Origin of the sequence: Bacteroides finegoldii DSM 17565, assembly GCF_000156195.1 — a bacterium.
GTDB classification, from domain to species: domain Bacteria; phylum Bacteroidota; class Bacteroidia; order Bacteroidales; family Bacteroidaceae; genus Bacteroides; species Bacteroides finegoldii.
Genome location: NZ_GG688321.1, coordinates 1 through 623 on the forward strand (window position 1 = coordinate 1; position 623 = coordinate 623).

Annotated in this window: 1 protein-coding gene; it reads right to left on the minus strand. The window is 36.9% G+C overall.

The window, feature by feature from the left end:
- Positions 1-36: 36 nt before the first annotated feature.
- Positions 37-623 (minus strand): ISAs1 family transposase (locus tag BACFIN_RS21655; RefSeq protein ID WP_007751254.1); only part of this gene is annotated, 587 nt, incomplete at its 5' end.

A 623-nucleotide genomic window follows, 5' to 3' on the forward strand; every position in this document is an offset into this window, starting at 1 on the left:
AGGGCAGACGCATTAAAAATTAATTTTCCTGTAAAGTTAGTGATAATATTTTTCATCCCATCTCGCTTTTAGTCTTTTCAGATTCATGCTTCCTTTTGTTGTTTTCTCATTCTTTAGTATGGTAAGCGCCATCTTTGTTGCCACCGAAAAGTTTCTGGCTGCATTTTTCACCTTTTTACTGTAGTCTTCCCGAAAGGTAACATCCAGTTGCCAATGAAGATTATTCTCAATAGACCAATGCTGCCTGATGGCAGACGCAATCTCCTCCGGTTTGGTATTATCAAGTGAAGTTACATAGTATCTGACCTCTTGAGTATATTCTCCTGTTGCTACTATTGTCCTCTCCGACTTTATCCCTACAATAGACTTCAACCCCACAAGTTTCTTCTTAAACATTTTCTCCATAATAGATCCATAACTGACTACAGTGCATGTTCTTGTCTCAATCCTTCCATGTCCGGTGTTTTCCGACACATGCCTGGTGACTCTATTGATTATTTCATCTTTATCCTGATAATCGTCAATGATTTGTTTAGCCAGTTGATAATTTTTTTTCTTATTCTCCTTTATAGCTATAATATAATTTGCATCATGCTCAATAATGGTCTGGGGTATATCTTTCT